This window comes from Bradyrhizobium sp. Kon10 (genome assembly GCF_055807395.1).
On sequence record NZ_JBVVOZ010000234.1, the window covers coordinates 1 to 270 of the forward strand.

The window sequence follows — 270 nt, forward strand, 5'->3', positions numbered from 1 at the left end:
GTCGGCCGACGACGTGCTGTCGCCCTTCGTTTGCGGCCACAGCGGCGGCACGAAGGCCAAGGCTGCCATCACGCCGAGCGTCACGCCGGCGAGTGCTCGCGACTGAAGCGGACGGCCAATCATCACGCACCGCGCACGGCGCGATGCACCGCGGCGCGGATGCGGGCATAGGTGCCGCAGCGGCACAGATTGGTGATTGCCGCATCGATGTCGTCATCGGTTGGATGCGGCCTATCTTTAAGCAGCGCGGCGGCGGCCATGATCATGCCG

1 protein-coding gene is annotated in these 270 nt (G+C 67.8%); it reads right to left on the reverse strand.

Features of this window, described 5'->3' with window-relative positions; genetic code table 11:
- Positions 1 to 122: 122 nt before the first annotated feature.
- The coding region (locus AC0L2O_RS36860; protein WP_473373215.1) for a 2Fe-2S iron-sulfur cluster-binding protein at positions 123 to 270 on the reverse strand (148 nt) is incomplete at its 5' end.